The 25,290-nt window shown below is 72.9% G+C and carries 21 protein-coding genes; 7 read left to right on the top strand and 14 right to left on the bottom strand.

All coding sequences use genetic code 11. The features are described from left to right. Nucleotides 1-89: 89 nt before the first annotated feature. The 4 genes from ACZ4A5_RS29595 to ACZ4A5_RS29610 all read right to left on the bottom strand — a co-directional run bounded on the left by ACZ4A5_RS29595 (nt 90) and on the right by ACZ4A5_RS29610 (nt 3,804). Nucleotides 90-1,025, bottom strand: a complete 936-nt coding sequence (locus tag ACZ4A5_RS29595) for an MBL fold metallo-hydrolase (RefSeq protein WP_467590867.1) — start codon at nt 1,023-1,025, stop codon at nt 90-92. A gap of 85 nt (nt 1,026-1,110) precedes the next feature. After that, nucleotides 1,111-1,773 (bottom strand): gamma subclass chorismate mutase AroQ, encoded by a 663-nt coding sequence (gene aroQ / locus ACZ4A5_RS29600; RefSeq protein ID WP_467590870.1) that lies wholly within the window; start codon nt 1,771-1,773, stop codon nt 1,111-1,113. A 5-nt stretch (nt 1,774-1,778) separates the two neighbouring features. After that, nucleotides 1,779-2,873, bottom strand: a complete 1,095-nt coding sequence (locus tag ACZ4A5_RS29605; RefSeq protein ID WP_467590873.1) for a PP2C family protein-serine/threonine phosphatase — start codon at nt 2,871-2,873, stop codon at nt 1,779-1,781. A gap of 37 nt (nt 2,874-2,910) precedes the next feature. Next, complete coding sequence (locus ACZ4A5_RS29610) at nt 2,911-3,804, bottom strand: hypothetical protein (RefSeq protein WP_467590875.1); 894 nt, start codon at nt 3,802-3,804, stop codon at nt 2,911-2,913. A 350-nt stretch (nt 3,805-4,154) separates the two neighbouring features. Here ACZ4A5_RS29610 and ACZ4A5_RS29615 point away from each other — a divergent pair, with 350 nt between their 5' ends. Both ACZ4A5_RS29615 and ACZ4A5_RS29620 read left to right on the top strand, forming a co-directional pair. Beyond that, on the top strand, nt 4,155-5,471 hold the full coding sequence (locus ACZ4A5_RS29615; RefSeq protein WP_467590878.1) for an alpha/beta hydrolase: 1,317 nt from the start codon (nt 4,155-4,157) through the stop codon (nt 5,469-5,471). Beyond that, complete coding sequence (locus ACZ4A5_RS29620) at nt 5,468-7,993, top strand: bifunctional lysylphosphatidylglycerol flippase/synthetase MprF (protein WP_467590881.1); 2,526 nt, start codon at nt 5,468-5,470, stop codon at nt 7,991-7,993. Before ACZ4A5_RS29615 ends, ACZ4A5_RS29620 begins: the two co-directional genes overlap by 4 nt. A gap of 36 nt (nt 7,994-8,029) precedes the next feature. Here ACZ4A5_RS29620 and ACZ4A5_RS29625 read toward each other — a convergent pair whose 3' ends face one another. Together ACZ4A5_RS29625 and ACZ4A5_RS29630 are read right to left on the bottom strand one after the other, a co-directional pair. Further along, the gene (locus ACZ4A5_RS29625) at nt 8,030-8,728 is read right to left on the bottom strand and encodes a metal-dependent hydrolase (RefSeq protein WP_467590884.1); all 699 of its coding nucleotides are present in this window, start codon (nt 8,726-8,728) and stop codon (nt 8,030-8,032) included. Nucleotides 8,729-8,832: 104 nt separating this feature from the next. Next, the gene (locus ACZ4A5_RS29630; protein WP_467590887.1) at nt 8,833-9,999 is read right to left on the bottom strand and encodes a PP2C family protein-serine/threonine phosphatase; all 1,167 of its coding nucleotides are present in this window, start codon (nt 9,997-9,999) and stop codon (nt 8,833-8,835) included. Between the two features lie 194 nt (nt 10,000-10,193). Here ACZ4A5_RS29630 and ACZ4A5_RS29635 point away from each other — a divergent pair, with 194 nt between their 5' ends. After that, complete coding sequence (locus ACZ4A5_RS29635; protein ID WP_467590890.1) at nt 10,194-10,931, top strand: SAM-dependent methyltransferase; 738 nt, start codon at nt 10,194-10,196, stop codon at nt 10,929-10,931. On the opposite strand, the gene ACZ4A5_RS29640 is transcribed toward ACZ4A5_RS29635, so the two are convergent. Next, nucleotides 10,877-11,359, bottom strand: coding sequence for a winged helix-turn-helix transcriptional regulator (locus ACZ4A5_RS29640; protein WP_467590893.1), 483 nt, complete (start codon nt 11,357-11,359; stop codon nt 10,877-10,879). The two genes, ACZ4A5_RS29635 and ACZ4A5_RS29640, sit on opposite strands and share 55 nt — an antisense overlap. A gap of 100 nt (nt 11,360-11,459) precedes the next feature. Here ACZ4A5_RS29640 and ACZ4A5_RS29645 point away from each other — a divergent pair, with 100 nt between their 5' ends. Both ACZ4A5_RS29645 and ACZ4A5_RS29650 read left to right on the top strand, forming a co-directional pair. After that, nucleotides 11,460-12,422, top strand: a complete 963-nt coding sequence (locus ACZ4A5_RS29645; protein WP_467590896.1) for an NADP-dependent oxidoreductase — start codon at nt 11,460-11,462, stop codon at nt 12,420-12,422. A gap of 171 nt (nt 12,423-12,593) precedes the next feature. Further along, complete coding sequence (locus ACZ4A5_RS29650) at nt 12,594-13,058, top strand: DUF6083 domain-containing protein (protein ID WP_467590899.1); 465 nt, start codon at nt 12,594-12,596, stop codon at nt 13,056-13,058. Nucleotides 13,059-13,064: 6 nt separating this feature from the next. Here the strand turns inward: ACZ4A5_RS29650 and bla are convergent, their stop codons facing one another. Next, complete coding sequence (bla, locus tag ACZ4A5_RS29655) at nt 13,065-14,021, bottom strand: class A beta-lactamase (RefSeq protein WP_467590901.1); 957 nt, start codon at nt 14,019-14,021, stop codon at nt 13,065-13,067. A 169-nt stretch (nt 14,022-14,190) separates the two neighbouring features. Between bla and ACZ4A5_RS29660 the strand changes: the two genes are divergently transcribed. Continuing rightward, nucleotides 14,191-15,411, top strand: coding sequence for an FAD-dependent oxidoreductase (locus ACZ4A5_RS29660; RefSeq protein ID WP_467590904.1), 1,221 nt, complete (start codon nt 14,191-14,193; stop codon nt 15,409-15,411). Between the two features lie 24 nt (nt 15,412-15,435). Here ACZ4A5_RS29660 and ACZ4A5_RS29665 read toward each other — a convergent pair whose 3' ends face one another. Further along, a complete protein-coding gene (locus ACZ4A5_RS29665) occupies nt 15,436-16,059 on the bottom strand; it encodes a TetR/AcrR family transcriptional regulator (protein ID WP_467590921.1) in 624 nt (207 codons plus the stop codon). A gap of 172 nt (nt 16,060-16,231) precedes the next feature. Beyond that, complete coding sequence (locus ACZ4A5_RS29670; protein ID WP_467590906.1) at nt 16,232-16,756, bottom strand: hypothetical protein; 525 nt, start codon at nt 16,754-16,756, stop codon at nt 16,232-16,234. 230 nt (nt 16,757-16,986) lie between these two features. Between ACZ4A5_RS29670 and ACZ4A5_RS29675 the strand changes: the two genes are divergently transcribed. Beyond that, complete coding sequence (locus ACZ4A5_RS29675) at nt 16,987-18,861, top strand: helix-turn-helix domain-containing protein (RefSeq protein ID WP_467590909.1); 1,875 nt, start codon at nt 16,987-16,989, stop codon at nt 18,859-18,861. A gap of 583 nt (nt 18,862-19,444) precedes the next feature. Here the strand turns inward: ACZ4A5_RS29675 and ACZ4A5_RS29680 are convergent. The 4 genes from ACZ4A5_RS29680 to ACZ4A5_RS29695 form a co-directional block, all read right to left on the bottom strand. Beyond that, the gene (locus ACZ4A5_RS29680) at nt 19,445-20,929 is read right to left on the bottom strand and encodes a hypothetical protein (protein WP_467590912.1); all 1,485 of its coding nucleotides are present in this window, start codon (nt 20,927-20,929) and stop codon (nt 19,445-19,447) included. 342 nt (nt 20,930-21,271) lie between these two features. Beyond that, nucleotides 21,272-21,934 (bottom strand): hypothetical protein, encoded by a 663-nt coding sequence (locus ACZ4A5_RS29685; protein WP_467590914.1) that lies wholly within the window; start codon nt 21,932-21,934, stop codon nt 21,272-21,274. Nucleotides 21,935-22,102: 168 nt separating this feature from the next. Beyond that, complete coding sequence (locus ACZ4A5_RS29690) at nt 22,103-23,257, bottom strand: methyltransferase (protein WP_467590916.1); 1,155 nt, start codon at nt 23,255-23,257, stop codon at nt 22,103-22,105. Nucleotides 23,258-23,269: 12 nt separating this feature from the next. Beyond that, complete coding sequence (locus tag ACZ4A5_RS29695) at nt 23,270-24,811, bottom strand: AMP-binding protein (protein WP_467590919.1); 1,542 nt, start codon at nt 24,809-24,811, stop codon at nt 23,270-23,272. Nucleotides 24,812-25,290 lie beyond the last annotated feature (479 nt).

Raw genomic sequence — 25,290 nt, forward strand, 5'->3', positions numbered from 1 at the left:
CCCACAAAACAAAACACTCCTCCCCAAACCCCCCCCCCCCAACCCCCCCCCCCCCCCCCCCCCCCCCCCCCCCCCCCCCCCCCGCTGTCCTACGCGAATTCCGGGCCCGAACGGCCGAAGGCCGCCCACCGCTCGATGGCGAACTTGCCGCCCTCCCGGCGCACTTCCGCCGCCCCGTGCCCCGCCAGATGACCGGGGAAGACCAGCGCCCGGGTGTCCGCGGCCTCCTCCAGGATCCGCCGCCGCGACCGTGTGGCCTCCCGCTGGTCCTCGCTCAGGCACGTGTCGCAGTCGGGCTCCGCGATCTGCAGCGGGTTGTGCACCAGGTCCCCGATGAACAGCGCCCGGTCGGTCCCCGATTCGAGGCGCAGCACGGCCGAGCCCGGGGTGTGCCCGGGAGCGGGCTCCAGGCTCAGACCGGCGTCGATGCGGTACCCGTCCTCCCAGAGCACCGCCTGCCCCGCCCGGTGCACCGGTACGATGCTGTCCTCGAACATGTCCCCGCCCACCGCGAAGACGCTGACGTCGCCGAGCATCCCGCGCCGGGGGCGGTCGTTGCCCGGATTCCAGTAGTCGAAGTCGGCCTTGGCGATGAGATAGGTGGCCCGGGGGAAGGTGGGCACCCACTCGCCGTCCACCAGGTGGGTGTTCCAGCCGACGTGGTCGGAGTGGAGGTGGGTGTTGACGACGACGTCCACGTCCTCCGGCCGGACGCCGACGGCGGCGAGCCGGTCGAGGAAATCGGTCCGCAGGTGAGACCAGCCCGGCATGTGCGGCCGGTTCTTGTCGTTGCCGAGCCCGGTGTCGACGAGAACGGTCCGGCCCTCGCTGCGCAGCACCCACGTCTGCACGTTGACCAACAGCGCGTCGTCCGCCGGCTGCCAGAAGTCCGGCGCGAGCCAGGACTCGTGTTCCTTCCACATCCGCGGCCCGGCGGACGGGAAGACGGTGGTGGTCGGGGAGATCGTTGCGTGCCATTCCACGACGCGGGAGATCTCCACCCCGCCCAAGGTGATCGTCTGCATGGCATCGACGCTAGACAAGGACGCGGTCCGGGCCAAGGGCCGGGGACGAGCGGGCTGTCGGGGGACCCTTCGGCGGCGCTTGTCGTCACGAGGGGCCGCAGGTGTGAGCCAGCGCCCGGTCGAGGCCGTCTCCGTGCACCGCGTCCAGGCCCGCCGCACGGGCCGTCAGCGCCTTGTCCCGGTCCAGCACCGTCTGGCACCGCGGCCCCGCCAGCAGCGGCCCGGCAGCCCGGACCGCCTCCAGCAGCTGCCCGCCCAGCCGGTCGAGCACGGGGTCGACCTGCTTGGCGAGGTCGGGGCGGAGCGCGGGCAGCAGCTCGGAGTCCTCCTCCCACCGCTCGTGCAGGGCCCGTTGCACCGCCTTGCCCGCCTCGATCTGGTCCTCGAAGACCCGGCGTACGACCTCCCGGTCCGCCCCCAGCCGCGCGGCCCGCGTGTCCATCGCGTCCAGCAGCGCCCGCTCCGCCACCGGGTCGTCGACCGGCTGCTCGGTGCCCCACTTGGCCGCCGCCACCGAGTCCGCCGTCGCGACGCGCTCGGCGGCGAGCCGCACCAGGGCGCGTACGGCCGCTTCCGCCGTCGGCGAGGCGCCCGCGGCGGTGCTCGGCCGCGCGGGCCCGGCGTCGTCGTGGTGACCGGAGGCGCAGGCCATGAGCGAGCCCACGCCCCAGAACAGCAGGGCGAGGGCGGCCGCGGCACGCCGGAGGACGGCCGCGCGCCGGCCCCGGTCGCCGGAGGGAACCGGCACGCCGCTCACCCCTCCCGGCGCACGGCCAGCAGCGCGGCGTCGTCGGACAGCTCGCCGCCCACGTACGCCAGCAGATCGGCCACCACACGGTCCAGCAGGTCCGCCGGCGCCGCCTCCGGCATCCGGGCCAGCCGCTCGGCGAGCGGATAGAAACGGCCGGAGGAGTCCCGCGCCTCCGTCACCCCGTCGGTGTACAACAACAGCAGATCGCCGGGCTCGAAGGCGAAGGTGCGGCGGTGGTACGCGTTTCCGACCAGCTCCAGCAGCGCCAGCGGCGGCTCCGGCACCGGCGACTCGATCTCCGTCACCCGGCCCGCGCGCCGCAGCAGCGGCGGCAGATGGCCGCAGTTGACCACCTCGGCCGGGCCACCGGGCTCCGCCAGCCCCACCAGCACGGCCGTCACGAACTCCTCACCGGCCCCCCGCCGCCGCGCCATCGCCGCGTCCAGCCGCCCCGCCACCGCGGCCAGGCCGGCCTCGACCTGCGCGGCCTCCCGGAACGTCCCCAGCACGTCGGCGGCCGTCTCGATCGCCCCAAGCCCCTTGCCCCGCACGTCACCGAGCAGGAACCGGGTCCCGTACGGCGTCACCAGCGCCTCGTACAGATCACCGCCGACCCGGGCCTCCGCCGCCGCGGCCAGATACCGCACCGCCGTCCGCGTCCCCCCGATCCGCTCCGGCAGCGGGCGCAGCAGAGTGCGCTGCGCCGCCTCGGCCACCGAGCGTGACTGGACCAGCTCACGCTCCCGCGTCGCGACCAGGACCACGTTCGCCGTGCTGATGGAAGTGATGGCCAGGATCGTGACGCCGATGGTCAGGTGGTCGGACAGCGGCACCCCGGGGTCGGCCAGGGCCAGCAGGGGCACGAGCACCAGCGCGGCCACCCCGACCGTCAGGGGCACGAGGGCGCGCCGGGTGCCGATGCTCGCCAGCACGGGCGCGGTGGCCAGCACCGGCGACAGCGTCCACTGCGGATCCGTCGTCACGTCCAGTGCGACGGCGCCGGCGAGCAGCACGTACGCGGCCACGACGAGCGTGCGAGCGCGGTGGGGGAGACGCGGCACCTGGAGGGCCACGTCCCGGCCTGGGTGGTACGTCATGATTGATGCCCACCATAGGCACGACCGGGGCGGCCTGCTACCGGATGTCGTCCCAGGTGATGACCGGGCACCCGGCGCGCAGGCTGAAATCGACCGCCGGGTTCCGCACCGGCCATTTGAGGCGCAGCCAGCTGGGCACCGTCGCGGGAATTCCGTCGTCCCCCGCCAGGTGCCAGAACGTATTGGAGTCCTGCCGGGCGAAATAGGGGCAGAACAGGGAGAGCACCAGGGTGGCCCGGCGTCCGTCGGTCACCGGGGTGACCGCGTGGAAGATCCGGCTCCCGTGGAGGAACAGCGTGGCCCCGCGTTCCCCGCACGGCGCCTCGCGGATCCGGGGATCCCCGGGCTTCGCGCCGGGGAATTCATCCGTACGCCCCTGGAAATAGGTGAACCGGCCGCCCGCGTAGTCCTCGTAGCCGCTGAGCTGAATGGTGAACACGTAATCCATGCCGTCGCGGTGCCACCGTACGATCTCCGGCCGCCCCTGCCCGTCGCTGTAATTGATCTGCGCCGTGGGGAGCCGCAGCGGGTGCGGGATGAGGGGCACGCCGACCAGCCGGGAGCAGGTCAGCAGGAACGCGCGGTCGCGGATCATGTTGTTGAGGAAGGGCGAGAGGAGATCGGCGCCGCGCAGCCGTCGTGTGGCGATGAACTCACTGCCGCGCGCTGCCCTTTCGAGGGACCAGCACACCTCGGTGAGGCGCTCCAGCCCGTCCTTCGTGAGGATCTGCCACGGACCGACGACGGCGGTGTCGTCGGTCCGGTCCCGCCAGCGGCCGAGTTCGTGAGGCGCGTAGCCGAACGCGCCGAGCGTCAGCCGCGGCGGGCTCGCCTCCCGCGCGACGAACGCACTGCGCCAGCGCGGCTCCGCGGGCAGGCCGGAGCCGCGCCGTGGAGTACGGGCCCGCAACGCGTGGAACACCTGCGACACCCCGGTCGGGGTCCTCGGCAGATCGAGTGCGTTCGCTCTTCCGCTCCTCATCGGGGCCATAGGCATGAGGGCAGCTCCTTCGCCAGAGGACTCTTCGGCTGAGGCCGAGGCCGCGCCACCGAGTATCCAGCCCCCTGGCCCCGCTCCCACAAGAGCCGCGATTCCGCCACCCGGCGCCCGGTGCGGCGCACGGCCGCCGCCGCACGAGTTGCCGGAGAAAGTGCGATAAGTAGCATTCTGGGTGAACGGGCAGCCGGTGCGCCCCAGGCCGTCCGGCTCCCCACCGGGGCCGTGGCGCGCGGCCGGGCGGCCCGTTCACCCACACTCCCCACACGGACGTGGTGCGACGCATGCGGATCGCGGCAGGCCCGCTGGACTGGTCCCTGGTGAGCGGATGGATCCCGCTCACCCTGCTGGCCGTGGGGCTGTGCGCGCTGGCGGTCCTGCTCCTCTCCCGCAGGCGCACCTGGTGGACCCGCCTGCTCCCGGCCGCCGTCCTGCTGGCCGCGCTGCTGACCTGGCTGCTCCGTAAGGCCGTCGACGACTGGCTGCAGCCCTTCCCCGACCCGCTGCCCACCGATGTGGTGATCTGGACCGGCGTCGCCGTCCTGGGCGTGTGCCTGGCCCTCTTCCGCATGCCCACCCTCCGCTGGAAGGGCCGCCTCGGCGCCGTGCTGGCCGGCCTGGTCGTCGTCCTCCTCGGCGCCTCGGAGATCAACAAACACTTCGACCAGTACCCCACCGCGCGCACCGCCCTCAACTCCTGGCTGACGAAGACCACTCGCCTCACCGACGCCACCGGACCCACGGAACCCGCCCTCGAGGTCCCCGCCGGGAAGACGGTCCTCGACGTCTGGAAGCCACCGCCGGACCTCCCCAAGGACGGCACCCTCTCCCGCACCGCCATCCCCGGCGCCGTCTCCCGCTTCGGCGCCCGCAGCGGATACGTCTATCTGCCGCCCGCCTACCGCGCCACGCCCCGGCCCCTGCTCCCCGTCCTCGTCCTGATGGCCGGACAGCCCGGATCGCCCGACGACTGGATCAACTCCGGACGGCTCGTCGACATGATGAACACCTTCGCCGCCGGACACCGCGGACTGGCCCCGGTGGTCGTCGTCGTGGACCCGCTCGGCTCGCAGTTCGCCAACACCCTCTGCGTCGACTCCAAGCTCGGCAACGTCCAGACCTACCTCGCCACCGACGTCCCCGACTGGATCCGCGGCCACCTCCAGGTGGCCACCGCCCGCACCTCCTGGATCATCTCCGGCATCTCCTTCGGCGGCACCTGCTCCCTCCAGCTCGGCGTCAACGCCCCCCAGGTCTACGGCGTCGTCAACGACATCTCCGGCCAGGAGGCCCCCACCCTCGGCAGCCGCGGGAAGACCCTCGACACGGCCTTCGGCGGCGACCCCGCGGCCTTCGCCAAGGTCAACCCCCTCGACGTACTCGCCCGCGAGCGATTCCCCGACACCAAGGCCGCGTTCGTCGCCGGGAGCGGCGACAGCACCTACGGGCCCCAGCAGCGGAAGGTCTACGACGCGGCCGTCAAGGCCGGGATGCGCGCCGAATGGATCCTGCTCCCCGGCGGCCACAGCTGGCAGGTCTGGCGCCCCGGCCTGGAGCGCCAACTGCCCTGGCTGGCCCGGCAGACGGGACTGATCCCATGACGGACCCCACCGCCCCGCCGCCCGTGACCCCCGTCACCGGCGACGCCCGCCACCGCTGGCGCATCACCCTCGACAGACTCCTCGCCCCCGTCCGCCACGCCCCCTTCACCCTCGGCTTCCTCGCCGTCCTGTGGACCGTCGGAGCCGTCACCCACAGCCTCGGCTCCGGCCCCGGCAGACACCGGATGGACGACGTCGCCGTCGGGGTCCCGGCGCTGGCCGAAGGCCGCTGGTGGACCCCCGCCAGCTCCCTGCTCTGGTGCCCCGGCCTCGGCGGCTACATCGGTTCCACCCTGATCGTCCTGCTCCTGGTCACCCCCACCGAACGGCGCCTGGGCGTCGCCCGCACGGCCGCCGCCCTGCTCGGCGGCCAGATCCTCGGCACCCTCCTCGGCGTCGGCGCCGTCAAGCTCGGCGACCTCGCGGGGGAGTGGTGGCTGGAGGAACTCGCCGGTGACCTCGCCGTGTCCCCCAGCGTCGGCGCCCTCGCCGTCGGCGGCGTTCTCAGCTACCGCCTCAGCGCCCTCTGGCGCCGCCGCACCCGCCTCACCATCGTCGCGTTCGCCTTGGTCATGGCCCTCTACATCGGCCACCTCCAAGGCGTGCTGCGGCTCGGCGGCGCGGTCGTCGGCCTCCTCGCCGGAGCCGCCTTCTTCCACCGCAAGGGCCCCTGGCGGCTGCGCCACTCCTCCCACACCGAGGCCCGCGTCCTGGTCGCGCTCGTCGTGGCCGCCGCCGCCATCGGACCGATGGCCGCCATCCTCTACCGCGACGCCTACGGCCCCTTCAACTCCTTCCAGCTCTACGTCGCCGTCCAGCCCACCGACCGGGAGGTCGCCGACGCCTGCGCCTCCTCCGCGGCCGACTGCCACTACGCGCACGCGCTGCGGGGCTTCTACGACTCGCCCGCCGCCGTCATGGCCGTGCTCGTACCCGCCCTGCTGCTCGTCCTCGCCGAAGGGCTGCGCAGGGGGCTGCGGCTCGCCTGGTGGCTCGCCGTGCTCGTCCACCTCGCGTGGATGGCGCTCTTCTCCTACTGGCTGCACGACTTCCTCAGCCACCCCGCGGGCTGGGCCGCGCCCGCCGAACGGTCCACCTACGCCCAGTCGTTCGCGGAACAGATGCTGCTGCCCGCCCTCGTCCTGCTGCTCCTCGTCGTCACCCGCGCCCGCTTCGACCTGCGCCTGCCCCGCTCGGCGACGCACCGGCTCACGGCCGTCGTCGGCGGCGCGCTGGTGCTGGCCTGCGCCGCGTACACCGGCATCGGCTACGCGGTGCGCGACCAGTACGACCCCGAGGCCACCCCGGCCGGGCTCCTCCAAGGGCTCGCCTCCGAATTCCTGCCGCCCACCCTCATCGACGTCTTCACCGAGTGGCCGGTCCCGGTCGGCGGCACCGCCCAGGCCCTCTTCCACTACTGCGGCCTGTTCTTCTGGCTGATCACCCTGATCGCGCTGCTCGTCACCTTCCGCCGCCCCCGCCTGCACACCGACGCCGACGCCGCCGTACGGGCCCGCGAGATCCTCGGCACCCACGGCGGCTCCACGCTCTCCTACATCACCACCTGGGACGGGAACTACTACTGGTTCGACGGCAGCGGCCGGGCCGCCGTCGCCTACCGCGTGATCGCCACCGTCGCCCTCACCACCGGCGAACCCTTCGGCGCGCCCGACGCGCGCACGGCCGCTGTCGCCGGCTTCGCCCGCCACTGCGACGAACGCGGCTGGACACCCTGCTTCTACAGCGTCGGCGCCGGGACCCGCGCGGCCGCCGAACGGCTGGGCTGGAGATCGGTGCAGGTCGCCGAGGACACCGTCGTGCCCCTGCCCGGCCTCGCCTTCACCGGGAAGAAGTGGCAGGACGTGCGCACCGCCCTCAACAAGGCGAAGAAGGAGGGCATCACCGCCGAGTGGTGGTCCTACCCCGACGCCCCGGTCGCCCTCACCGACCAGGTGCGCTCGATCTCCGAGGAGTGGGTCGCCGACAAGGGCCTCCCCGAGATGGGCTTCACCCTGGGCGGCCTGGACGAACTCGACGACCCCGCGGTGCGCTGCCTCCTCGCCGTCGACGCCGACCGCACGGTGCACGGCATCACCAGCTGGATGCCGGTCTTCGAGGACGGCCACCCCGTCGGCTGGACACTGGACTTCATGCGGCGCCGGGCCGGCGGGTTCCGCGGCTCGATGGAATTCCTCATCGCCTCGGCGGCCCTGGGCTTCCAGGAGGAAGGCGCCCGCTTCCTCAGCCTCTCCGGCGCCCCCCTCGCCCGCAAGGCCACCGCCGAACCCCCCGCCGCCCTCCAACGCATGCTCGACTACGCGGGCAAGGTCCTGGAACCGGTCTACGGATTCCGCTCGCTCCTCAACTTCAAGGCCAAATTCCAGCCCCAGTACCACCCGCTCTACATGTCCTACCCGGACCCGGCGGCCCTCCCCGCCATCACCCGGGCCATCGGCAAGGCATACCTCCCCCATATGACACCGACGCAGGGGATGCGGCTGATGCGGCAGTTCTCGGGGTGAGGGGCATCCTGCGCCGCGAGGCGGCGCGGCGGACAATCAGCCGCCGGCGTGCGGCGAGAGTGCCGTGAACCAGAGCAGGGCCACGGTGGCCACGCCCATGACGGGGGTGAGTATCTCCGTCTCCAGCTTGTTGCCGCTGTGCTTGATGACCACGATTTCGTAGCGGGTCTTCAGAGGCCAGAGCCACGGCGCGCCCCGCTTCGTGATGGAGTCCCCCAGCAGGTGGGCGACGCAGCCCAGGCCGATGGAGTAGGGGAGCCAGACCGGTGCCGAGGGGATGAACTTGGCGATCACGGCGGTGCCCATGCCGGCCATCGCCACGATGGTGCCCCAGGCGTGGAAGCCGTGCCCGGGCGGGCAGATGTTCAGCGCCCGGACCGCCAGGGCCAGCAGGAAGAACGTCATGCCCAGGGTGAACGGCCGCCCCAGATACGTCACTCCCGCCCAGCTGCCTAGCGTCATCAGAGCGACGAACAGCAACGAGTGCGTCGCGTGGCGGTGTCCGCCGGACGCCCAGGAGACGAAGCGGCACAGTGCCTTGGACACCGGACCGAGGAAGTTGGCTATGGTGCCGTCGTGGTGGTCCAGATCGGGCAGCAGCGCGGCCCCGGCGCAGAGCACCGTGCCCATCAGGATCTCCTGCGGCGCCAGATGAGTGTCCATCACCAACGGCGGCAGGTAGGCGGCGGTGCCCGCGAAGAGCAGCGCTCCGCTCACGGCGTGCGAGTGGCCCATCATCGCGTGTGTATTCTCCCGTGCCGGCGCCACGGTGGTGACGCGTCAACAAATCCGGAAGACGCTACCAGCAAGATCCAGAAGTACATGACAAGTCGTCGGGCCTACGGCTCTCCGAGCGGAGCGAGGGCGAGGATCGCGACGTCGTCGTGGAGCGAGGGAGCGTGACGGGGCAGGTCCGTGTCGAGGAAGTCGACGACGTCCGCGGGGGTCGGCGCGGGCCGGCCCGCGAAGCGCCGGCGGAGGCGGTCGAGGAGGGGATAGAAGGCACCGCTCGGATCGCGGGCCTCGATCAGCCCGTCGGTGCACAGCAGAAGGACGTCGTCGTCCGCGAAGCGGTGGGTGTAGGCGACGGGGCGCTCGGAGTCCAGGGCGCCGAGGCCCAGCGGGAGCGCGGGCGGCCCGGTGAGGGCCTCGACCTCGCCGCGGGAGATGACGACCGGCTCGATGTGGCCGTGGTTGACGATCGTCACCTGCCGGGCCGAGGGGTCGTACTCGATGAGCGCGGCCGTGACGAACAACTCGTCGTCACGGATCGACTCGGCCTCGTGGGCCATGCGGCGTTCCATGCCGGCCGCGACCTGCTGCAGACCGCCCGGGTCGTAGACGGCCTGACGGAAGCTGCCGAGGACGTCCACGACGGTACGCACGGCCTGGAGGCCCTTGCCGCGGACGTCGCCGATGATGGCGCGCGTCCCCTCCTCGGTGGCGCGGATGTCGAAGAGGTCGCCGCCGACCATGGTGCGCGCCTCGGCGGGGCAGTAGAGACTGGCCGCCCGTACGTGGCCCACCCTGTGCGGCACCGGTGGCAGCAGGGTGTGCATCAGCGCCTCGGCGACCGAGTTGGCGCGGACCAGGTGTGCCTCCTGGCGCAGTCGGTGCGCGGCCAGGGCCGTCCCGAGGAGGCCGACCAGCGCGGTGGAGATGTACGCGCCCACGTAATGCCGTTCCCACAGGTCGTTGGTGACGCGGCCGGCACAGCACGGAGTGCCCGCCAGGACGCCCTCGAACGCGATGGCGAAGACCGTGACGGCGACGACGCCGACGGGTCCGAGGGTGTACGCGGCGACCACGGGCAGCGCGATGAGCAGGAAGCTCACGGGCCACTGCACCGGAGTCAGCGGTTCGAGCAGCAGGACGACCGCGACATAGGCGGCCGGCAGCCAGCGCATCCAGGCGGGCGGAGCCGGCATCTCCAGGCCGGCGTTGCTCAGCCTCGCCGCGTGGCGGCCCGAGGGGCCGCAGCCGTCGCCGCGGTGTTGCTGGTTCACCTGTCACTCCCAGCGGGTTGCGGCGGGCTCCTGAGACCATGGTCGACGCAGGCAGCGTTGCGCGGCAGCGCGGCCCCGCCTCGGCATTAAGCCATCGGCGGCATGTCACCGGCCCCCGTCCCGGCCACGCGGACGGCGCCGGGCCACCGGGAAAAGCGGGTGCGCGCGACCCCCGGCGGTGGCACGCTGCGCCGGTGAACCGTGAACAGATATCCGCGATCGCTCATGCCGGCCACCCCGTCAAGGCCCCGCTCGACGACGATTCCGTCCGCCTGCTGCTGGAACGGGCCATCGCTCGTGACGACGCCCGCGTCCTCGACCTCGGCTGCGGCGGAGGCGAATGGCTCCTCCGGGCCCTGACCGCCCACCCGCGCCTGCGGGCCGAGGGCGTCGACATCTCCGACGTCGCGCTGGAGGAGGCCCGCGCGGCCGCGCGGGAGCGCGGCGTCCAGGAGCGGCTGACCCTCCACCACCGGCCGGCCGCCGGCTTCGGCTCGCCGCACCCCTTCGACCTGGTGCTCAGCGTCGGCGCCACCCACGCCTTCGGCGGCCTGCTCCCCACGCTCGAAGCGGCACGCGAGCACCTGGCTCCCGGCGGGCGCGTCCTGGTGGGTGACGGCCTGTGGGAGAGCGAACCCTCCCCGGAAGCTGTCGGGATCCTCGGGGACTTCGCCGACCTGGCGACCACCGTGGACCGCGTCACCGCCGCCGGATGGACCCCCGTCCACGGGCACGTCAGCACGCGCCGGGAGCTCGACGACTACGAATGGGCCTGCTGGGGTTCGCTCGCCTCATGGGCCCTGGACCACCCCACCCACCCCGACAGTGCCGACGTGCTCGCCACGGCGGCGACCCGCCGCACGGAATGGCTGCGCGCCTACCGGTCGAGCTGGGGCTTCGTCTCCCTGGTCCTGCGCCGCACTTCCGACTGATCTCCCCGGCGGTCCTCGCCGGGAGCCCCGGCCGCCGCCGTGCGGGCATCGAAGTCGGCGCGGGCCGCGAGGACTTCGCCGGACCGGGCCTGCGACCACTCCTTGAGCGTGGTGAGCAGGGCCACGACCTCCCGGCCGAGCGAGGTCATCGCGTATTCCACGCTCGGCGGCGAGGTGGGCAGCACCGTGCGGCTCACCAGCCCGTCCCGCTCCAGATTGCGCAGGACCTGGGTGAACACCTTCTGACTGACGCCTTCCGTCCTGCGGCGCAGCTCGCCGTACCGGTGCGGCCCGTCCGTCAGGAAGGCGAGAACGAGCGCCGTCCACTTGCTCGCGACCAGCCCCAGGACGCCCCGCGCCGGGCAGTACGCGGCGTAGGCGTCCAGGTCGGGGCGGCGTCCGGGCAGGTCGGAGGCGGTTTCCGTCACGTGCCCACCGTACAGAGAAGTGCCTTCTCGCCGAGGGGCGGCCCCCGCGCCGAGGATGAACGCGCGGGAACAGGCCCGCGGGGCGAAGGAGATGGCGCGGATGACGGAGCGGATGCGGGCGGTCCAGGCGACCGGGACCGGCGGGCCCGAGGTGCTCGCGGTGGCGGAGGTCGAGCGGCCCGAGCCGTGGCTCGGTGAGGTGCTGGTCAGGGTGGTCGCGGCGGGCGTCAACCCGACCGACTGCAAGAGCCGTTCGGGGCGCGGCATCCCCCGGACGCCGCCGTACATCCCGGGGTACGACGTCTCCGGGGTGGTCGAGGCCGTCGGTCTGGGAGTGACCCGGTTCGAGCCGGGTGACGAGGTGTTCGGGATGCCGTGGTACCCGCGCCTGGCCGGTGCCTACGCCGAATATGTGACAGCGCCCGCCCGGCAGTTCATCCGCAGACCGGAGGCGCTCTCCCCCACGCAGGCCGCCGGTCTCCCGCTGGCCGGGCTCACCGCGTGGCAGGCCCTGATCGACACCGCGGGCCTCCGGGCCGGGCAGCGGGTGCTGGTCAACGGCGCGGCGGGCGGTGTGGGGCACCTCGCCACCCAGATCGCCGCCGCCCGCGGAGCCCATGTGACCGGCACCGCGCGTGCGGCGAAGCACCCCTTCCTGTACGCGCACGGGGTCCACGAAGCCGTCGACTACACGGCGGTCGACGTGGGCGCCGGCGTGCGGGACGCCGATGTGGTCCTCGACGCCGTGGGCGACGGGTACGCCCTGCTGCCCACCCTTCGCGAGGGCGGGACGCTCATCGCCGTGCACCCCTCGGAGGAGACGAGCCGCCGCGCCGACCGGCTCGGGGTGCGGGCGGTGGTGGTGTGCACCGAGCCCGATCATCCCGGCCTGGAGGCGCTGGCGGCGCTGGCCACGGCGGGCCGCCTCCGCGTGGAGATCGCGCGGACCTTTCCCCTGGCCTCGGCGGAGCAGGCGCACCGGCTGCTGGAGACGGGCCGCACCACCGGCAAGATCGTCCTCATGGCCGGGCCGCCCGCGCCGCGTACGGGAGCCGCGGCCTGACGGAGAAACCGGCGCCGGGCAAGTACGCCCGCCCGGCCACCCCCGCTGTACGTCAACGCGCCGGATGACAACCCCCGCGACGCCTCCCGTCGCATCCGCGGCCCCCGGCCCCGGCGCGGACGACCGATAGCACCGCTGGTCGTCCGGGCGAGATGCCCCCACGCTCCGGATATGGGGGAATTCGGGGTGCCGCGGACCTGCCGTCGATGCCGTCGGACCGGGGACGACGTCCGGGGCCGGGGGAGGCCCTGGGGGGCGTTCTGCGATACGTGCTTCGCCGACGAGGAGACCGCCGTCGACGATGCCCAGGCGGCGAGCGAGGGGGCCACCGCCCCGGGGCCACCCGCGCCCGCGGCCTGTCCCGCGTGCGGGCACGAGCAGGACCGCCGCCCCACCGGCCACGGACGGCACGTCCTCCTCGACTGGATCCCGCTGCTGTTGCGTGAAGTGCCGGAAGAACTGCGCTGGTTCATCGCCCGGGACGGCCGGGCGATCAAGGGCACCCCCGGCCGCGGCACGCAGTGCCGGATCGCTCATGAGCACGTGTGCGGAAGCGGATCCGAGCCCGAGCACCTGCCGGCCTTCGCCGTCGTATGGCGAGGAAACCGCGTCAAGGGGCCACCGGAAGGCCGTTGACAGCGATCAGCCGAGCGTCTTGGCCACGAGGCGGGCGGTCTCGGCGACGAGCGGGTTGTCCGCCGGTGCCTCGATGTCGTGCTTCGTCGTCAGGACGGCCAGCACGATCGGTGACCGGCCGGGCGGCCAGGTGATGCCCACGTCGTTGCGGGTCCCGTATTTCCCGGATCCGGTCTTGTCGGCCAGGGTCCAGTCGGCGGGGAGGCCCGCGCGGAAGGTCTCGCCGCTGGTCGTGTTGGCCAGCAGCCAGCCGGTGAGCCGCTTCCGGTCGCCGGCGTCGAGCGCGTTCCCGAGGGTCAGGCGCGCGTAGGTCGAGCCGATGGCGCGCGGGCTGCTGGTGTCGGTCCGGCGCCCGGGTTCCGCCGAGTTGAGGTCGGGCTCCCATCGGTCGAGCCGTGTCGTGCCGTCACCGATCGAGCGGCAGAAGCGGGTGACGGCGGCCGGGCCGCCGAGCTCGTGGAGCAGGAGGTTGGCGGCGGCGTTGTCGCTGTAGCTGACGGCGGCGGAGCAGAGCTCCGCGACGGTCATGCCGTGGGCGAGGTTCTCGGCCTTCCCCGTGACCGGGGCGTAGCCCGACGCGTCGGTGTCCTTCTTGGTGTAGCGGATCCGCTTGGCGAGGAACTCGCCGTCGCGGTCGAGGTCCCGCAGAACGGCCGCGGTGGCGATCGTCTTGAAGGTCGAGCACATCGGGAAGCGTTCGTCCGCGCGGTAGTGCACGGTCCTGCCCGTGGCCGTGTCGCGGGCGTAGACCCCCAGGCGGGCGGAATGCCGGCGTTCGAGCTCCTTGAGTCGCCTGGTCAGCGCGTCCTCGCCGGGCGTCGAGGCGTACGCCGTCCCGCCGGCGGACACGGCGGCCAGCGCCGTCCCGGCACCGACGGCCAGTATCGCGCGGCGGGTCGGGCGTGCTCCTGCGGTCTCCACGTTCGCGTCCTCCTGCTCTCTTGCGGCCAGTACGTCATCCATGACGCCGCGTCGGCTCAGTTGGTTTCACTTCATCATCACTCGTCTCATTTGTCTCTTCAGATCCGGGAGGTCGAGGGGTCCTGGGAAAACCCCCTTGAACTCCGCCCTGACCGATCGGTTAGATTACTGACCGATCGGTCAGAGATTCGCGCTGAGGAGAGGCGGAAGCATGGAGCGCACGGCGTGCTGCATCGTGGGAGGCGGACCGGCGGGCATGATGCTCGGCCTGCTGCTGGCCAGGGCCGGCATCGAGGTGACCGTGCTGGAGAAGCACGGGGACTTCCTGCGGGACTTCCGCGGGGACACCGTCCACCCCTCGACCCTGCACCTGCTCGACGAGCTCGGCCTGGGCGAGCAGTTCGCGAAACTGCCGTTCCCCAAGATGGAGGAGATGCGGATGCAGTTCGGCACCGCCTCCGTCGTCGCGGCGGACCTCCGCCGCATTCCCGGCAGGCACAAGTACATAGCGATGGTCCCGCAGTGGGACTTCCTCGACCTCATCGCGGGTGCGGCCGCCGCCGAGCCGTCGTTCACCCTGCGCATGCGCACCACGGTCACGGGCCTGCGCAGGGAAGGCGGGCGGGTCACGGGCGTCCACTACGTCGACGAGAACGGCACCCCCGGGGAGCTCGCGGCCGGCCTGACGGTCGCCTGCGACGGCCGCGACTCCCTCGTCCGCCACGAGGCCGGGCTCCGCCCCGAGGAGCTCGAAGTGCCCATGGACGTATGGCAGGTGAGGGTGGACGGGCCGCGCGGCGGCCTCAAGGACGGCCGTGTCCTCGCCCGCTTCGGCCAGGGGCAGGCGGCCGTCACCATGGACCGCGGCGACTACTACCAGACCTCCTACCTGATCGGGAAGGGCCGGGACAAGGAGCTGCGGGCCAACGACATCCAGTGGTTCCGCGACCGCCTCGGCGCCCTGTGCGGCTGGGACGCGGCGGTGACCGACGGCATCGGCTCGTGGGACGACGTCAAACTGCTGGAGGTCACCATGGGCCGCCTGCGCCGCTGGTATCGCAACGGCCTGCTCTGCATCGGGGACGCGGCCCACACCATGTCCCCGGTCGGCGGCGTCGGCGTCAACCTCGCGGTCCAGGACGCCGTCGCGGCCGCCCGCATCCTCGCCGGACCCCTGCGCGACGGCACGGTCTGTGTCCACGACCTGGCCCGCGTGCAGAAGCGGCGCTGGCTGCCGATGGCCATGGTCCAGAAGTCCCAGGCGGGCGAACACGCCATCCTCCGCGCCGTCCTGGAAGGCACCCTCGAACCCGACACGGTGCCCCCGGCCCTGCGGCTCCTTCAGAAGGTGCCGCCGCTGCGCGGGGTGACGGCGTACTTCGGCGCCATCGGCATACGGCCGGAGCACGCGCCGGACTTCGCGCGGGCATAGGGAGACGAGGCTCCGGCCCGCGGCCTAATCGAAGCGGCGGATCGCGGCCAGGGTGAACGTCTCCAACTCGTCCGCCGCCGCGTCCAGATCGAAGTCCGGGTGGGCGAGCCAGTGCGAGATCACGCCGTCGATCGCGCCGCCGATGGCCAGGGCCACGGCATCCGGGTCGAAGCGGCGCAGCTGGCCGGACTCCTGGCCCGCGGTGAGGAGGGCGGCCAGCGCCTGGCGGCGCCCGTGGGTGTCGTGGGAACCCGGGGCCTTCAGGCGCGTGCCGCCCTCGTCGTCGAGCAGCATCTCGGTGATCACGCGCACATGGCGGCGGTTGGCCTGCTGGTACGACACCATCGCGCGCACGTACGCGACGACCGCGGCCAGCGGGTCCGTCTCCCGCGCCACCCGCTCCTCGACATACGCGGTGAACCGCTCCAGCACCTGATGCAGCGCCGTGCGGGTGAGGTTGTCCTTCGACGAGAAGTGGTAGAGGACGGCGGCCTTGGAGATCCCGGCCTCCTCGGCGATCGCCGACAGCGACGTCGCGGGAAAGCCCCGCGTGGAGATCAGGTCGATGGTGCACTCGACGATCTGCTGCCGGCGGGCACGCTCCCGGAAGGTCGGCCCGTCGTCGGCGGCGCTCCGGCGAGGAGTCATCGTCAAGCTCTTTCCTTTTCGCACATGAACCCGGTTTCGCGCGTGAACCGGCTTTGCGTATGAACCGGCTCCGCACATGAACCGGCACCCGACCGTACACCGGCCGACGGCCGGTGCGCGGCGTGGGGCGCCGGTCCGGGTGGGGCGGGGCCGGGGAGAGCCCCGCCCCACGTCAGAGCGCGATCCTCAGCTGGCCCTGGCCGATCGCGTGCGTCATGCCCCTCGCCTCCAGGCAGCCCGCCGGATCGGCCGGAAACAGCCCTACGTCGCGCGTCACCATGGCACCCGTCCCTGGGCCTTCCACGATCCGACCCGTCAGCTGCACCACGTTGCCACCGGCGACCCGCGCCGCCGTCCCCTGGTCGTAGGCGATCACCGCCGTGCGGCCGTCGGCCCAGCGCAACCGCTCCCGCCCGACCGGCGCGTCGAACGCCAGACAGGACGCCGACGCCGACCGGGCGGAGGTCTCCCCGGTGACCGGGACCGTCCTGCCGGGCGGCCCCGAGCAGGAGTACGCGCTCCTCGCGCGGATCTCCGTCTGCCGCTGGGCGAACGAGAGTCCCGGGCTGTACATCGTGTCCTCCGCGCCCGCGCAGACGATCAGGCCCTCGGCCTGCGTCGCCGGAGCGCAGACCAGCGAGGAACCCGTCAGCACCATCGCACACAACGCCACCACCGCACCGGGCACACCCACCATGGACACCCCTCCGAGAAGCCCCAGGCACGCCATCCGTGGCGCGCGGTCCCTCCCTACCCGCACCGCACCACTGATCCGCACCGCGGCGCTCACCACGCGAAGGGCGTGCCCGCGGTGGTGCCGCCGCTCGCGCACCCCGGCGCGTGGCCGAAATCGCGCTCCTGGGCGGCCCGATCCGCGCCGGTTCGTGCTCAAGTAGCCCTGCGGGGACTGTTCGAGGGGAGAAACCGGTGGTCACGGTGGGTTTGCTCGCGGGGATTCCGGAGCTGACGCTGAGGTTCGGACCGGGATCGCGGGAGCGCGGAGCACGGCGGACGGTCACGGGCACGGCGACACTGGCGGAAGGGACCACGGCGGCGCACGAGCGGACCGGCAGCCTCGCCGGGCAGCTCGTACGGATCCCCGTCGAGGGCGACTGGGCCCACGACCGGCAGCGGGCCGAGATCCGCCTGGCCCGCCTGGCGGCCGACGGGCCCGCGGCCCTGGTCGTGGCGGCCTCGTCCGGACCGCCGGAGGCGCTGGTCGAGGCCACGGCCCGGCTGGGCATACCGCTCCTGACGATGTCGGAGGACGTCCCCTGGCAGCGCGTCCAACGCGCCCTCGACGACGAGCGGTTGCGGCAGGCGACGGGCCGTGCGGCGCGGCTGACCGCACTGCTGGAGCTCGCCCGGACGGGCACGCACGACGCCGGCACCGCCGTACGCCGCCTGACCGCCTGGCTCGCCGACGCCGTCGGCGCCGCCGTGACGCTCACCGGCCGGCGCGGCACGGCGCCCGAGGCGGCCGACCCGCGGCTGATCGCCGACCTGACCGAGGGGCGGCTGCACGCGGCGGCCGTCCAGGAGGACCACGCGCACCTGCGGCTGGTCGCCGTGGGGCGGCGGGCCCCGCACCCGGTCCTCGCCGTCGCCCGGGACCGCCCGTTCGACGAGCAGAGCACCGCACTGGTCAACCACGCCGCCGACGTGCTGGCCCTGCTGATCGGGGCCCGTGACGCCGAGGAGCACCGCCGCCGCGCGGAGGAGGCCGTCTCCTCCCTGCGGCTCGCGGTGCTCCAGCTCCTGATGGGCGGTGACGTGCCCCTGGCCCAGCGCACCGCCGCCCCCCTGCACCCGGGCCTCCTCGACGCCGAGTGCGCCGACGTCTACATCCTGGAGGCCCCGGAAGGCCGCCGGGAGCCACTGGCCCACGCGTGCGAGGCGGTGGTCGACGGCCGCGCCCTGCTCGTCCGCTGCCCGGCCTACGAGCAGCACCTGATCGCCGTCGTACCACTGCCCGCGGAGGCGGCGGTGTGCGACGAGCGGACGGACGGCGTCGGACCCGCGCTGCGCCGCACCGTCGCCGCCCAGGACGGGGTGTTCCTGGGCGGCAGCGGCCGCCATCCGCTGGAGCGGACGTCGGAGGCGTACGCCGAGGCGTCCCGCGCGCTCGCGGTCGCGCGGCTCAGGCCCGACCGGATGGCCGCGCACACGGCACAGACCCGGCTGACCGAGATCCTGGACCCCGCGGCGACCGGCCGCTGGGCGGCCGAAGCGCTGCGCCCGCTGGACTCGCTGCCCTACCCCGGCAAGGGCCCGCTGCTCGCGACCGTCGGCCTGGGCCTGGAGTTCACGGCCGTCAACGCCGCGCGGATCCTGGGGGTGAGCCGCAACACCGTACGCGCGCGGATGGATCGCGTCGGCGGGCTGCTGGGCCTCGACCTCACCGACGTACGCGCGCGGGCCGCGCTGCACCTCGCGCTGCACACGCACGCGCACGGGCCCGCCGAGCCGGGCCCCGCCGCGCCCCTGGACAGGCTGCTGGACACCGAGGGCGTCCGCGGCTGGGCGGCGGAGCTCCTGGGCAGGCTGGACGCCGACGACCGGGACCTGCGGCGTACCCTCCGGGCCTGGATCGCGGAGAACACCGGCGTCGAACGGGCCGCCGGCCGGCTGGGCCTGCACCCCCAGACCGTGCGCGAGCACGTCCGCAGCGCGGAACCGCTGCTGAGGCGCCAGCTGTTCACCGGCGGCGGCGACCTCTACGAACTGGTCCTCGCGCTGGCCGCCGTGGACGGTACGCGACTCCCGGCATTCGGCGGCTGTCCCACGGCAACGCTCCTCTGACGCTTCTTCCGCCCTCGGCACACGGACATTCGCACAGGTCATCCAGCGGGACTGTGCATCGATGACAGTGCGCGGCACCGGAACGTGCACCCGTGAGGTATTGCCGCCCCGGCGCCCGGGCATAACGTCTTCCCACCGCCGCCGACGAGGCCGCGGCAACGGGGGAAACAACGGGGGACCGGCACCGCCGGTCCGGATCCCGGTGAACGACTCCGGCATCGTGTGCGCACGCGCGCGACGCCGGAGTCACTGGGGAAACACCGGCCCGGCGCGAGCACTTGGGGGTGCCATGCGCCCGGGGCACGAAGGTCCGTACGGGGTGGGCTGCGGCGAAGACACCACAGCCGTACGGGCCTTTCCCGCGTGCGCGCCGGGGATTCCTCGGCGCGCAAGGCGTGGGGCGCCAGAGGCACCCGCCCTGGTCCGCCATCGTCTGCCAACTGCCCTGGCGCCGCCCGGCCGTTCCGCTCGTCCATGCGCCGCGCGCCCCGAGCTGAGGGCGGAAACGGGACGGGGGGGGGGGGGGGGGGGGGAAAGCGACCCCCCCCCCCCCCCCCCCCCCCGGTCCGGTCCGCCTCAGATGTCAGCCGCGCCGCTTGCCCGGCGTGGAGACGGCACCCGAGCCCTCCGCGATCTTCCACTCCCGGTGCAGGGCACCGAGCGGGATCGGCTTCTCGAAGACCGGCGTGTCGAAGATCTTCAGCTGGAGCTGCAGGGCCCCTGTCAGATCCAGCCCGCCGTAGGCCTTCCACCGGCCCGAGGCGGAGGCGCTGCCGTCGGTGGCCGCGGTGGCCTGGCCCTCCGCTTCGGCCCGCAGGTACGGGGCGACGTCGGCGGTCACACCGACGGCGCCGTACAGGCCCACGCTCGCCTCCGCGCCGAGCGCGGCCTTCACCTTGCCCGCGGCGGTGACCGTCGCGCGCGGTGAAGTGGCCTTCATCTCGGACGAGTTGACAGGCGTCCAGCCCTTGCCGTGGGCGTAGCTGCCGCCGACGCGGAAGTCGCCCTTGATGTCCTGCTTGACGTCGACGTCGATCTTTCCGTCGGCGTCGACCTGGAGGTAGCAGGTCAGGCCGAGGTTGACGACGACCGGCACCGGGCCGACCTGGATGACGGGCGCGGCGTGCAGCTTGGCGAACGGCACCCGCAGCGGCTTGCCGCCCGGAGTCGTGCCGGCCGCCTGGCCCTTGAGCTCCCACTGGGACGACCAGTCGCCCGACAGCGACAGCGAGGCGCCGCCCGGCGAGCCGGCCGTGCCGGAGCCCCGGCCGTCGTACGAGAAGTCGACCTCGGGAGCCAGCTGGACGAAGCCCGCGGCCGAGGCGGCGGCGGACGCCGGGGCGTCCTTGGCCGTCGCGATCGACGTACCGACATCGATCCGCAGGCTGCCCAGCGGCAACTGCGCGCCCTTCGGGCCGAAGTGGGCGTCGCCGGTCTTGGCCCAGGAGACCTTGGTGCCCTTGACGAGCGGCTCCACCGTCATCGTGGAGGGGTCGACGGGCACCTTGCCGTCGGCCTTGGCGTCACCGAGCAGCGCGCCGAGGGTGGCCGGAGCCGTGTTGACCTCGGTGCCCTTCTCGGTCTTGCCCAGCACCTGGGTGACCTTGGCCAGCACCCCGTCGGGGGCGCCGGGCGCGGGCGCGCTGGCGATGATGTCGCCGACGGCCACGTGGGAGTTCTGCCCTGTCCCGGCGGAGCCGGAGGGGGCGGGGGACGAGGGGTGGGCGGCGGCCGGCGGCTTCTTCGCCGCCGGCTTCTTCGGCGCGTCGGACAGGACGGCGCGTCCGCTCTTCCGGTCGAACGAGGCGACCTTCAGGGAGGACTTCTCCGCCTGGCTTCCGCCGCCGGTCGGATGGGCCACGGCACTCGGCGCGGCCGCGCCGTCGGGAGCGGCCTTGACGGCGAGCTCCCGGTCCCCGGCCGACGCCGCGTCAGCGGCGGCGGCCGCGGGCTCGGCGGCGGCGCGGTCCGAGGCGGGTGCCGGCCCGGAGGCCGAGCACCCGGCCACGAGCAGGGACGCGGCGGTGATGGCCGGTAAAGCGATGGCCTTGGCAGTGGTTCTGCGCACGTAGGATCCTCGGGAGCGTGAGGTGGGGGCGGACCGAGAGGCCACGGGGACGTGCGCCTTCGGACCGCGTCACACGGGACCGTGCGAGTGGTGTTACCCGCAGGTAATGATCTGCATGATCATGCCATGCGCCCCACCGGGCCCCGAACCCTTCACCGGCGCCGAAACCATGAGCTTGATCACAGTCGGCCCCCGGCTCGCCGCGAACACGGCACAGCGGCGCCGCCGTTGGGCGACGCCGCTGAAAATACCTGACCACCCACGGTGCAGCCCGGACAGGACAGGCCGCACGGTGGGCGGTAGCCAGGGACGCGTGCTCGCGGCACCGCGAGCACGCGTGGTTCAGGACACCGGGGCGTCCGTGAGATCGGTGACGAACTTCCGCAGCCGGCCGCGTACGACCGGTGTCACACCGTGGATGAGCTGCGCGCCGTACGCGATGGCGACACCGCGGCCCGCACGGGCGGTCCAGCGGGTCCTGGGCGTGGCCGCGAGCCACTCGGCCTCGGCGGCGTGCGGGTCGGCCGCGATCTCGTGCGGCAGGCTGCGGGCCAGGGGAGTGCCGGAGACATAGCCGTCGGCCACGCCCAGCAGCATCGTGGTCCAGGGCGCGGGGTCGGCCGTCGTCTCGGTGTAGAACTCCCCGCCCTCCTCCGCCTCCGCGATCACCACACTGATCCGGCCGATCCGGCGCGGAGCCGTGCGCGGGCTCCTGATCCCGTCGAGGTGCGAGGGCACGCACTGACCCGCCGTCAGCTCGGTGTACCCCCACGCGGTGGCGGCCGCGATCGAGGGCATGCCGCGGCGGATCGCGGGGAGGGAGCGGACGGTGGCCAGGGCGAGGATCTCCTGCGCGAGCGCGGGGGCCGGCAGCACCTCTGCCTGGGTGCGGGGGCGCCACCCGGCGGCCTCGCTGTCCATGATCTTGGCAAGGCGGGCCGACTCCTCCGTACTGAGGAAGTTCTCGACCGTCTGGACGGCCAGGGTTTCACTGATGTGAATCATGACGCCCCCCTTGCGCTCACTGGTCCGGTGCGCGGCGATGACCCTCACCACCATCCCGGCCCGCGCCACCCATGACCCCGGCGCACGCGGGGGCGCGCGGGTGCGCATCCACAGCGCACGCGCCCCCCTTCGGCGCCACCGGGGCATACGAGCCGTCGGCCCGTGCCGTCAGCGCTTGACGGCCCGCAGGATGACGAACTTCGGATCGCTCGCCACGACCTCGCAGTTGCCGAAGAGCTTCCGCAGCCGTACGTGATAGCCGAGGTGCCGGTTGCCGACCACCCACAGCTCCCCTCCGGCGCGCAGCGCGTCGCGCGCACCGGAGAACATGCGCCAGGCGGTGACATCCGTCGTCGCCTGGTGGGTGTGGAACGGCGGGTTGTTCAGCACCAGGTCGACCGATCCGGCCGGCACCCCCGACAGCCCGTCACCCACCCGGAACGACGCGGTGGCACCGGCCCCGGCGTTCGCCCGGAAGGTGGCCTCCGCGGACGCCACCGCCTGGAAGGACTCGTCGACGAACGTCACTTCGGCCGCCGGGTTCGCCAGCGCCGCCGCCGTCCCCACCACGCCGTTGCCGCAGCCGAGGTCCACGATGTGCTCGGGACCCCGGCGGCGCGGCAGGTGCGCCAGGAAGAACCTGGTGCCGATGTCGAGACGCTCCGCGCAGAAGATCCCGGCGTGGTTGACGACGGTCCGCCCGGACATCACCCCGACATCGGCGGGCAGTGCGTAGCTGTGCGGCCAGGGGTTGGTGCCACGCTTCAGCTCCGGGTCCGGCGAGCAGAAGATGAGCCGCGACTTCTTCACCGCCAGCGACGTCCGTGTCGGACCCAGGATCTGTTCGAACAGTTTGAGCGTCGAGGTGTGGATCTCCGTCACCCGGCCCGTGCCGACCACGACGGTGCCCGCGTGCACGTGCGGCGCGAGCCGGTGCAACTGGTCCTCCAGCAGCGCCAGGCTCTTGGGCACGCGGATCAGCAGGACGTCGATCCGCTCGGGCGGAGCATCCTGTGTCGACAGCAGCCGCACGGCGTCCGGGGCGAGCCCGTTGCGCTCCAGATTCGCCCGGGTCGCCTCCCGGGCGAGGAAGGAATCGGTGATCTGCACGGGACGGTGACCGGCCAGCGAGACGGCCAGCGCACCCCACCGGTCGCCCACGACGACCACGTTGCCCGACAGGCCGACGGGCTCGCCGTCCGTGCCCTTGAGATGGCTGAGCAGATACTCGTCGGCAGCGTCCCAGGCACGGAGCCTGTCGCGGGGGTCCTCGGGGAAGCGAGCGAGCTCGTACTCGCCCCATGACGTCATCAAACGGTTCATTGTGGCCTCAGGCTAGCCGAGCGGCGCACCCACCGTACCCGCCTGGCTGCGCAGCAGCTTCTTGTCGGGCTTCCCGGCGTCGGTCAGCGGCAGGGCGTCGACGAAGACGATGCGCGCCGGCTCGTACATCGCGCCGCGCTCCTCGCGCACCATGGCGCGCAGTTCCTCCTCGTCCACCTCGCTGCCGGGCTTGCGGACGACGGCCGCGTGCACCTGCTCCATGAGGTTGGCGTCCGGCACGCCGAAGACCGCGCTCTGCAGCACCTGCGGGTGGGAGTTGAGGACGTCCTCCAGCTCGACCGTGTACACATGGCCGCCGACGACAACGATCATGTCCTTCAGGCGGTCGACGATCGTCAGATAGCCCGCGTCGTCGAGGTAACCCACGTCGCCCGTGTGCAGCCAGCCGTCCCGCAGCACCTCGGCGGTGAGCTCGGGCTGCTTCCAGTACCCCTGCATCACCTGCGACGAGCGCACGCAGATCTCGCCGTGCTCGCCGTTGGGCAGGTCGCGGCCCTGCTCGTCACGGATGGCGACCTCGACGTCGTCCATGATCTTCCCGGCGGAGCGCAGCAGCTCCGGGCGCGCCGGGTCGTGGTCCTCGGGCTCGAGCATGCTGATCCCGCCGGCCTCGTTCTGGCCGTAGAACTGGTTGAGCACGGGGCCGAAGTACCGCACCGCGCTGGCGAGCCGCGCCGGGGACGCCGGGCAGCCGCCGTAGGTGAGCCGGCGCAGGCTGGAGGTGTCGGTGCGGGTGGCGTCCGGGTGGTCCATCAGCTGGTAGAGGAGCGGCGGCAGCAGGAACAGGTGGGTTATGCGCTCCCGCTCGATGGCGGACAGCACGGCGCCCGCCTCGAAGTCGTCGAGCAGGACGACGGTGCCGCCGACACTCAGGGCGCGGTCGGCCACCAGGCCCGCGGCGTGCGCGAGCGTGGTGCACACCAGCGCGCGGATCCCGTCCTCGTCGTGCCAGTCGGCGTTGATCCCCCGCCCCTGCTCGAAGGAGGAGCAGATGGCCTTGGGGTGGCCGGTGGTGCCGCCGGTGTGGCGGATGGTGCAGGTGTCGTCGGGCCGCGCGAGCCCGGGGAAGGGCTCGGCGGACTCCTCGGCGGCGAGCGCGAGCAGGTCGACCCCCACGGACGCCGGCCCGAGCACGAGCACGTGCGGCACCGGCGCCCGCGAGGTCAGCTCGGCGGCGCGGTCGGTGTAGGCGGGGTCGACGATCAGGGCGTGGGTCTCCACGTCCCGGACGATGTTGGCCTGCACGTCGGCCGACAGCTTGTTGTAGAGGTGGTTGACGGGGCAGCCGAGCAGATTGGCCGCATAACGCGCGGCGATCGTCTCCGGGATGTTCCCGCAGAGGAGGGTGACCGTCTGTCCGCGGCGCACGCCCTGGGCCCGCAGGGCACGGGCCATGCGATAGATGAGGCCGCGCAGTTCGCCCGCGGTCATACGCCGGTCGTGGTACACCACGGCCTCGTTGTCCGGTTCCTGTCCCAGCGCGTCGAGGTTCTCCTCCACATAGCTGCGGAAGCGCTCGGTGGCGACGGTCATGGGTGTTTCCCCTCCTGGTGGCTGTGGTCCCCCGTTATAGGTTGACTAAGGCAACCAATCCGATGGTAATCGCTGATGATCGGCAGTTCCAAGCCGGGCGCTGATATCCGGTCAAACGGTGAGCGGGGGGCGGGGCGCCTCGCGAAGGTCGCGGCCCTATGACGCCATGTGGGTGATTTGTATGAGTGTGTTGGGTGTGATGGTCAGATGAGCGTTGAGGTACGTTGCTACGTTTTTCAGGTTGATTGAGGTGTTTGGTCGACAGTGGGTTCGGTGGGGGGAGTGGGTGGTGGTTGTGGTGGGTGGTGTGTGGGTGCCGGGTCCGGCGGGTGTGGTGTCGGGGGATGGATGTGGGGACGGGGTTGGTGGGGGTGGGGTTGGGGGTGGGGGTGGTTATGACTATGTGGGTTTCAGTGAGTTGGCGGGGGTGGCGGGGGAGGTGCCGGAGGGGGTGTATCGGGTGGGGTTCCGGCGGTTGC

The sequence above is a fragment of the Streptomyces sp. NPDC025618 genome (assembly GCF_055558795.1).

Coding starts and splice junctions, on each gene's coding strand:
- ACZ4A5_RS29605 (WP_467590873.1), bottom strand. CDS start 2,873: ATGACGTACCACCCAGGCCGGGACGTGGCCCTCCAGGTGCCGCGTCTC.
- bla (WP_467590901.1), bottom strand. CDS start 14,021: ATGGATGACGTACTGGCCGCAAGAGAGCAGGAGGACGCGAACGTGGAG.
- ACZ4A5_RS29650 (WP_467590899.1), top strand. CDS start 12,594: ATGGGGGAATTCGGGGTGCCGCGGACCTGCCGTCGATGCCGTCGGACC.
- ACZ4A5_RS29690 (WP_467590916.1), bottom strand. CDS start 23,257: ATGAACCGTTTGATGACGTCATGGGGCGAGTACGAGCTCGCTCGCTTC.
- ACZ4A5_RS29695 (WP_467590919.1), bottom strand. CDS start 24,811: ATGACCGTCGCCACCGAGCGCTTCCGCAGCTATGTGGAGGAGAACCTC.
- ACZ4A5_RS29595 (WP_467590867.1), bottom strand. CDS start 1,025: ATGCAGACGATCACCTTGGGCGGGGTGGAGATCTCCCGCGTCGTGGAA.
- ACZ4A5_RS29625 (WP_467590884.1), bottom strand. CDS start 8,728: ATGGGCCACTCGCACGCCGTGAGCGGAGCGCTGCTCTTCGCGGGCACC.
- ACZ4A5_RS29665 (WP_467590921.1), bottom strand. CDS start 16,059: ATGACTCCTCGCCGGAGCGCCGCCGACGACGGGCCGACCTTCCGGGAG.
- ACZ4A5_RS29615 (WP_467590878.1), top strand. CDS start 4,155: ATGCGGATCGCGGCAGGCCCGCTGGACTGGTCCCTGGTGAGCGGATGG.
- ACZ4A5_RS29685 (WP_467590914.1), bottom strand. CDS start 21,934: ATGATTCACATCAGTGAAACCCTGGCCGTCCAGACGGTCGAGAACTTC.
- ACZ4A5_RS29660 (WP_467590904.1), top strand. CDS start 14,191: ATGGAGCGCACGGCGTGCTGCATCGTGGGAGGCGGACCGGCGGGCATG.
- ACZ4A5_RS29645 (WP_467590896.1), top strand. CDS start 11,460: ATGACGGAGCGGATGCGGGCGGTCCAGGCGACCGGGACCGGCGGGCCC.
- ACZ4A5_RS29670 (WP_467590906.1), bottom strand. CDS start 16,756: ATGGTGGGTGTGCCCGGTGCGGTGGTGGCGTTGTGTGCGATGGTGCTG.
- ACZ4A5_RS29620 (WP_467590881.1), top strand. CDS start 5,468: ATGACGGACCCCACCGCCCCGCCGCCCGTGACCCCCGTCACCGGCGAC.